Here is a 7,801-nt window from a genome sequence, read left to right as displayed (position 1 = left end):
CCCGCAGGCCATGGCCGACATGCTCTGCTCCCCGCGCCCGCGGGGATGGTCCCGAAGGAACACCATGCGCATCCTGCGCCCCTTGCTGCTCCCCGCGCCCGCGGGGATGGTCCCCACGCCGGCGGCATCGACAGCCTTCACCCCGGCTGCTCCCCGCGCCCGCGGGGATGGTCCCGACGAAGTCAATCTTCGCCGCATTCAAGGGCTCTGCTCCCCGCGCCCGCGGGGATGGTCCCGACCTCGCGTTGGGGCTGAGCTTCTTCAGGGCCTGCTCCCCGCGCCCGCGGGGATGGTCCCGGCCAGATCACCCCCACCACGGCCGGAACGCTCTGCTCCCCGCGCCCGCGGGGATGGTCCCTCGGTGGCCGTGGTCTGACCGCCGCCGGTCAGCTGCTCCCCGCGCCCGCGGGGATGGTCCCACCCCCCGCGGGATCATCCCGGAGGGTGTCTGCTGCTCCCCGCGCCCGCGGGGATGGTCCCCAGAACCCGCTGCAGCTGCGCGTCGCACACAACTGCTCCCCGCGCCCGCGGGGATGGTCCCGCGGTGACGTCCGGCGACACCTTCACCATCCCCTGCTCCCCGCGCCCGCGGGGTTGGTCCCGGCTAGGAGCGCGAGGTCGGGGCGGGACTTCACTGCTCCCACCGCCCGCGGGGTTGGTCCCTACGACTGGGACCACGATTACCGCGTCGAGCCCTGCTCCCCCCGCACCCGCGGGGACGGTCCCCGGCCAGCTCGTGGTGAAGGGTGAAGACACCACTTCGGGACCATCCCTGCGGGCGCGGGGAGCAGTGGTCCGTCATGCCATGTCGCCGCCGGCCAGACGCGGCACGTATTGCTTCCCGCGATCCGCAGGGATGGTCCGTCGGTTGAGTGGAGGGGGATGGGTGCAAGTTGCGTTCGTAATGCCGTTGTTCTTTCTATGATGCGCCATGCAGATGTGCTTCTTGTAATCATTGTGTGAAGGGGCGCGGGGCGTGGGTGAGGACCTGTGTCAGGGCTAAGCGGGCGTCTGGTTGGGCCTGTACGGACGGTCTGGGCGAAGCATGACCGGTCTTCTGACGGATGGCTGCCCTTGTGGCAGCACATGGAAGACAGCGCTGCGGTAGCGGGCCTGTTATGGGATTGGTGGTTGCCGGCGGCGGTGCGGCGTGTGGTGGCGGAGCCTTTCGCGGGTGATGAGGCGGACGCTCGACGGCTCGTGGTGTGGCTGGCCGGGATTCATGACGTGGGGAAGGCGACGCCGGCGTTCGCATGTCAGGTGGATGGGTTGGCGGACGCCATGCGCCTGGTCGGCCTGGAGATGCCTTACCAAAGGCAGATGGGTGCGGATCGCCGCATGGCGCCGCATGGGCTGGCCGGACAATTGCTGTTGCAGGACTGGCTGGAGGAGCGCTGTGGCTGGTCTGGTCGGTCGACGGCGCAGTTTGCTGTGGTGATCGGTGGTCATCACGGGGTGCCGCCGGAGCCTGCGCAGGCGACTGACCTGGATGCGCATCCGGAGCTGCTGCGTACGCCGGGCCCGAGTCAGTCCCTGTGGCGCCAGGTGCAGGAGGAGCTACTCGATGCCTGCGCAGACGAGTTCGGCGTGCGTCAGCGGCTGGGGGAGTGGCAGCGAATCTCGTTGCCGCAGCCGGTCCAGGTGGTGCTGTCTGCGGTGGTGATAGTTGCGGACTGGATCGCCAGCAACCCGGACTTGTTTCCGTACCTGCCCCAGGAGCAGGACCGGACGGGAGCGGAGCGGGCGACTGCGGCGTGGCAGACGCTGGGGCTGCCCGAGCCGTGGCGGCCACGGGCGCCCCAGGGCAGTGCTGCGGAGCTGATCACTGCCCGGTTCGAGCTGCCGAAGGGTGCGGTCGTTCGGCCGGTGCAGGAAGCTGCGGTGCGAGTGGCGCAGGAAATGCCCGAGCCGGGCTTGCTCATCGTGGAAGCGCCCATGGGGGAGGGCAAGACGGAAGCCGCGCTGGCAGCAGCTGAGGTGCTGGCCGCGCGAGCCGGGGCTGGTGGCGTGTTCTTCGCGCTGCCGACGATGGCGACAAGCAACGCGATGTTCCCGCGGCTGTTGAAGTGGCTGGACTACCTCCCGGCCCACGAAGGCGAGCAGCTGTCCGTGTTGCTTGCGCATTCGAAGGCGGCGCTGAACGACGACTACGCCGAGGTGAAGTTCGGAGCGCGGGTGGCGTCGGTGGACGTCGACTCGGACGGACAGATTCCCCCGCCGGGAGCGGAGCAACGAGCCGCGCCGGCGGAGCTGGTGGCGCACCAGTGGCTGAGTGGGCGGAAGAAGGGCATGCTCGCCTCCTTCGTCGTGGGCACGGTCGATCAGCTGCTGTTCGCCGGCCTGAAGAGCCGCCACCTGGCTTTGCGGCACCTGGCGCTTGCGGGCAAGGTCGTCGTGATCGATGAGGCACACGCCTACGACACCTACATGAACACCTATCTGGACCGGGTCCTGGGCTGGCTGGGGGCATACCGGGTACCAGTGGTGGTGCTGTCCGCGACGCTTCCAGCGGAGCGGCGGCGTGAGCTCGCCGAAGCCTATGCGGGCGTGTCCGGCGGAGCGGAAGCATTCACGCCCGTGAGTCAGGCTAAGGGCTACCCGCTGCTCACGGCTGTATGTCCGGGCCATTCGCCGCTGCTGGAAGAGCCCGATGCCTCCGGACGTGACAGCTCGCTACAGGTGGAGGAGCTGGAGGACGATCTCGAGGTCTTGGCCGGTCGGCTGGAGGCGGAGCTGACTGGCGGCGGTTGTGTCCTGGTGGTTCGCAACACGGTGAAACGGGTGCTTGAGACGGCCAAGGTGCTGCGTGCGCACTTCGGTTCCGACACGGTGACGGTTGCGCATGCCCGCTTCCTCGATGTGGACCGGGCACAGAAGGACAAGGATTTGCTGACCTGGTTCGGCCCCCGGGCCAAGGTGGGCAAGCAGCGACCGACGCGGCACATCGTCGTGGCTAGCCAGGTCGCCGAGCAGTCCCTCGATGTGGACTTCGATCTGCTGGTCACCGACCTGGCACCGGTCGACTTGCTGCTCCAGCGGATGGGCCGACTGCACCGCCATCCGCGCACCGATCGACCTGGCCGGCTGCGGGCTCCGCGCTGCTGGGTGACCGGCGTCGACTGGGCGGCCACGCCCCCTGAGCCGGGTCGCGGGTCGCAGACGGTTTACGGGCGGCATGCTTTGCTGCGCTCACTTGCGGTCCTGCGTCCCTACCTGGCGAAGGCGGGCCCGGCCGTGCGGTTGCCGCGCGACATCAGCCCGCTGGTGCAGCAGGCTTATGGCGCGCATCCGGTGGGGCCGGATGAGTGGGCCGAGGCGATGGCGCAGGCGCAGCTGGCCCACGAGCGGGTCCGTGCGGAGAAGGCTCGGGCCGCGGACGTATTTCGGATTGGGGCGGCGGGCAAGGCGGGCCGGGCGATCCTGGGATGGCTGCGGGGCGGGGCTGGTGATGCGGATGACACCCGCGCGGGCCGGGCCCAGGTTCGCGACAGCCCCGAAAGCCTGGAAGTGGTGGTCGTGGAGCGGCTGGCTGACGATTCGCTGGCGACGGTGTCCTGGGCCGGCGGCGGCCGCGGGGGACTCACTTTGCCCACCGATGCGGTGCCTGCGCCGCGCGCAGCACAGGCCGCGATGGCCTGCAGCCTGCGGCTGCCGCCTGACCTGGCGTCTCCGCACGTCATTGACCGAGTGATTGCAGAACTTGAGCAGTTCTGCATCCCTGCATGGCAGGCAAAGGACAGTTCCTGGCTGGCGGGAGAGCTGATCCTGCCTCTTGGGTCGGATTGTCAGACCCGGCTGGCAGGCTTTCGCCTCCAGTACAGCCCCGATGACGGACTTGAGGTGTCACGTGAGCAATGAACAGGGGGGCGGGTCGGACGGTGCCTTGTCGTTCGACCTGACGAGCCGGTCCTGGCTTCCGGTGCAATTGATCACGGGGGAGGAGCAGCTGCTGTCGTTGCGCGACGTCTTTGCGCGCGCGGATGAGGTCCGGCGGCTGGCGGGGGACCTTCCGACGCAGGACTTCGCGCTGACCCGGCTGCTGCTGGCGATCCTCCACGACGCGGTGGACGGCCCGCAGGACACGGAGGCATGGGCCGAACTCTGGGAAGACGATGCCCCGTTTGCGGGCGTGGCCGACTACCTGGCAGAACACCGTGGGCGGTTCGACCTGCTGCACCCGCACACGCCGTTCTTCCAGACCGGCGGCCTGCACACCGCGTCGGGCGAGGTGTTCTCGCTGAACGGATGGTCGCGGATGTGCCCAACGGCGACCCGTTTTTCACTACGCGCTTTCCCGGCGCCGAGCGGCTTTCGTTCGCCGAGGCCGCCCGCTGGGTGGTCCATGCCCAGGCCTATGACACCTCGGGCATCAAGACCGGCGTCGTCGGCGACCCCCGCGTCAAGGGCGGCAAGGCCTATCCGCAGGGCGTGGCCTGGGCCGGGAACCTCGGCGGCGTCCTGGCCGAGGGAACCACCCTGCGCGAGACGCTACTGCTGAATCTCATCGCCGCCGACCAGCAGCCGACCGATTCCGCGGACCGGCCCGCGTGGCGGCGCCCACCTACAAGCCCTGGAGCGGCAGACGATCTTTCCGTGCGGCCAGGGGGTCTGCGTGACCTGTACACCTGGCAGTCCCGCCGCCTGCTTCTGCACGCCGATGCCGATGGTGTGCACGGCGTGATTCTCACCTACGGTGACCCGCTTGCCGTGCAGAACATGCACACCATCGAGCCGATGACCGGCTGGCGCCGCAGTCAGGCCCAGGAGAAGAAGCTGAGCCTGCCGCTGGTGTACATGCCGCGGGAGCACGATCCGGCCCGCGCAGCCTGGCGGGGCCTGGAATCCCTCATCACCCCGCGCGACCCGGACACCGCCCGCCGCGGCGAGCCCGCCTCGGGATTGCGGCCAGGCGTCGTGGACTGGATCGCGCGCCTGCAGGCCGAGCGGATCCTGCCCCGGGGCCGGCACATTAGGGTGCGGACCTTCGGCGCGGTATACGGCACCCAACAGTCGGTGATCGACGAGGTCACCAGCGATGCGGTGTCCCTGGCCGTGCTCCTGCTCAGCGACACCGACCGGGCCTTGGGGCAGGCGGCGGTGGACGCCGTAGGCGACGCCGACCGCGCGGTGCTGGCCCTCGGTGACCTGGCCTTCGACCTGGCCCGCGCCGCCGGAAGTGAATCCGAGTCCGGCAAACAGACCGCCCGTGACGCCGCCTACGCGGCTCTGGACGGCCCCTACCGGCTATGGCTGGACGCCATCGGCGAGAGCGACGACCCGCAGCAGTTGCGCACCGGGTGGCAGCACGCGGCACGCCGCATCGTCAGCCGCCTCGCCGACGACGTGATCAACGCCGCTGGTGAGACGGCCTGGCAGGGCCGACTCGTCTCCTCCGCCAAGGGCGAGACGTGGCTGAACGCTGATCTGGCCGACCTGTGGTTCCGCTCCCGCCTGAACAAGGCTCTACCCCTGGCCGCCGACGCCGGCGCGGCCGCCGTACCCGCCCAACACGTGCCCGCGTCCGACTCGGTCGTCGCCCAAGACGACGCCGCTTCCAGCCCGCAGAAGGTGCCCGCATGACCACCTCCCCGTCCCCGGCCAGATCCCGTCCCGCCCCGGGCCCGGTCGGCACGCTGGCCGGACGAGAGATCAGCCGTCTCCAGCGCGGCTACCTCGACGACCGGTCCGAGGCCGTCGCGGCCCTTGCCCGGCTGCGCCGTGCCGCTGGCAAGGACGCGGCAGCCGTACCGGACCTGTGGGGCCTGATCGACCTCGATCCCCTCTACACCGACCCCGACCTGCGGCACGACGCCGCGGCCAACGCGGTCGACTCCGTGCTGGCGCTGTGGTCGCTGCACCAGCAATCCCGCCCCACCGGCATGCACCGTCCCGGCGGCGACGAACTCGGCACCGCCGTAAGGCGTCTGATGCCGAGCAACGAGATCGACGAGCCGATCCGTAAACGCTTCGTCCGGGCCGGCACCGCACCCACCCTGGCCATGCTCGCCACCCGGCTGCGCGACATCACCGTCCTGCTGCGCCGCGACGACCTGGCCCTGGACTACGCCCTGCTCGCCGACCAGCTCTACCACTGGCAGCAGCCCGGCGGACCCGACAGGATCCGTCGCTCATGGGGGCGCTCGTTCCACGCCGCCTACCGCACCACCCCGACCGACACCGACCCCTCCGCTGCTGCTGCCGCGACTGACATCAAGGACGCCTCGTGACCGCTCGCATCATCCTGGACGTGCACGCCCTGCAGAACGTCCCCCCGAGCAACATCAACCGCGATGACACCGGCGCCCCCAAGACGGCCGTCTACGGCGGGGTCACCCGCGCCCGTGTCTCCAGCCAGGCCTGGAAGCGCGCCACCCGCCGCTACTTCGACGGCCTGCTGGACCCCAGCGAACTGGGTGTGCGCACCAAGCGTGTCGCCGAGCTCCTCGCCGAGCGCATCACCGCTCTCAACCCCGACCTGGAGGGTCCGCAGGCCCTGGCGGTGGCGGCCGAGGTCCTGCAGGCCGCTACCGGCTCCAAGATCGAGCCCCCCAAGCGGAAGGCGGAGGCGGCCAAGAAGAACGGCGATCCCGAGCCCGCGCCCGAATCGTCGTACCTGATGTTCCTCAGCGCCCGCCAGCTCGACCACCTCGCCGCCCTCGCCATCGAAGGCAGCAGCGACATCAAGGCCTTCCTGAAGGACAAGGACGCCAAGGCCCGCGCGAAGAAGATCGCCGACGGCCGGCACTCAGTGGACATCGCCCTCTTCGGACGTATGGTCGCCGATTCCGCCGACATCAACGTCGACGCCGCCGCCCAGGTCGCTCACGCTCTCAGCGTCCACCGGGCGGAGACCGAGTCGGACTACTTCACCGCCGTCGACGACCGCAACACCGACGCCGAACCCGGCGCCGGCATGATCGGAACCGTCGACTTCAACTCCGCCACCCTCTACCGCTACGCCGCACTCGACGTCGACCTGCTGGAAAAGAACCTCGGCAAGGGCCTCGACGCCGACCAGCCGCTGGCCACCCCCGTCCGCCGCGCGGTGGAAGCCTTCCTCGAGGCGTTCGTGTCCTCCCTGCCCACCGGCAAGATCAACACCTTCGGGAACCACACCTTCCCCGACGCAGTCGTCGTCAAACTCCGCGCCACCCGCCCCGTCAGCTTCGTGTCCGCCTTCGAAAAGCCGGTGACCGCCGACGTGACCAGCGGGCACATGGAGCATGCCTGTGCCCGACTGGCCGACTACGCCCCCGAAATCGAACGAGCCTACGGCGACGACACCTGCCAGACCTGGGTCCTGCGCATCGGCCCCGCCACCGCCAAACTCGCCAGCCTGGGCACCGAGACCCCCAGCCTGAGCCGCCTGGTCGACTCCGTCGGCGCCGCCATCGCACAGCGCCTGGAGCAGCGCGGATGAGCGTTCTGACCCTCCAGCTGGCCGGCCCCCTGCAGTCGTGGGGGGCCGCCGCCCGCTTCGCCCGCCGCACCACCGAGAACGCCCCCACCAAAAGCGGCGTCATCGGCCTGCTCGCCGCCGCCGTGGGCCTGGACCGCGACGACGACACCGGTCTCGCCGAGCTGGCCCAGCTCCGCTTCGGCGTGCGCATCGACCAACCCGGCACCCGCCTGCGCGATTTCCATACCGCCCACCATTTCGACACCGGCGAAGCCATGCCGCTCTCCGAGCGCTATTACCTCGCCGACGCCGTCTTCGTCGCCGCCGTCGAAGGCCCCGCCCCCCTGATCGCCCGGGTCCACTCTGCGCTACGCGCCCCCCGCTACCTGCCCTACCTCGGCC

The 7,801-nt window shown here is 70.1% G+C and carries 5 protein-coding genes, 1 pseudogene and 1 CRISPR repeat array; all 6 genes and pseudogenes read left to right on the top strand.

Annotation, left to right across the window (positions count from 1 at the left end; all coding sequences use genetic code 11):
• Nucleotides 1–24: 24 nt before the first annotated feature.
• Nucleotides 25–663: direct repeats of the CRISPR family, unit length 29 nt; unit sequence CTGCTCCCCGCGCCCGCGGGGATGGTCCC.
• 327 nt (nucleotides 664–990) lie between these two features.
• A complete protein-coding gene (gene cas3, locus PV341_RS07660; RefSeq protein ID WP_500357105.1) occupies nucleotides 991–3,858 on the top strand; it encodes a CRISPR-associated helicase Cas3' in 2,868 nt (955 codons plus the stop codon).
• Nucleotides 3,827–4,177, top strand: a pseudogene (casA, locus tag PV341_RS07655) (type I-E CRISPR-associated protein Cse1/CasA); the annotation flags it as partial. The gene cas3 and the pseudogene casA (PV341_RS07655), both read left to right, overlap by 32 nt.
• Nucleotides 4,178–4,245: 68 nt before the next feature.
• The gene (gene casA / locus PV341_RS07650) at nucleotides 4,246–5,580 is read left to right on the top strand and encodes a type I-E CRISPR-associated protein Cse1/CasA (RefSeq protein ID WP_500357103.1); all 1,335 of its coding nucleotides are present in this window, start codon (nucleotides 4,246–4,248) and stop codon (nucleotides 5,578–5,580) included.
• Entirely contained in the window at nucleotides 5,577–6,227 is a 651-nt protein-coding gene (casB, locus tag PV341_RS07645) for a type I-E CRISPR-associated protein Cse2/CasB (RefSeq protein ID WP_500357101.1), read from the top strand. The genes casA (PV341_RS07650) and casB overlap by 4 nt, the downstream gene beginning before the upstream one ends.
• The gene (gene cas7e, locus PV341_RS07640) at nucleotides 6,224–7,420 is read left to right on the top strand and encodes a type I-E CRISPR-associated protein Cas7/Cse4/CasC (protein WP_500357099.1); all 1,197 of its coding nucleotides are present in this window, start codon (nucleotides 6,224–6,226) and stop codon (nucleotides 7,418–7,420) included. The genes casB and cas7e overlap by 4 nt, the downstream gene beginning before the upstream one ends.
• Nucleotides 7,417–7,801 (top strand): type I-E CRISPR-associated protein Cas5/CasD (cas5e, locus tag PV341_RS07635; RefSeq protein ID WP_500357098.1); only part of this gene is annotated, 385 nt, incomplete at its 3' end. The genes cas7e and cas5e, both read left to right, overlap by 4 nt.

Source organism: Streptomyces sp. PA03-1a, assembly GCF_033792805.1.
Taxonomy (GTDB): domain Bacteria; phylum Actinomycetota; class Actinomycetes; order Streptomycetales; family Streptomycetaceae; genus Actinacidiphila.
Note: the sequence above shows the minus strand (reverse complement) of the source record. Positions and strands in the feature narration are given on the sequence as shown.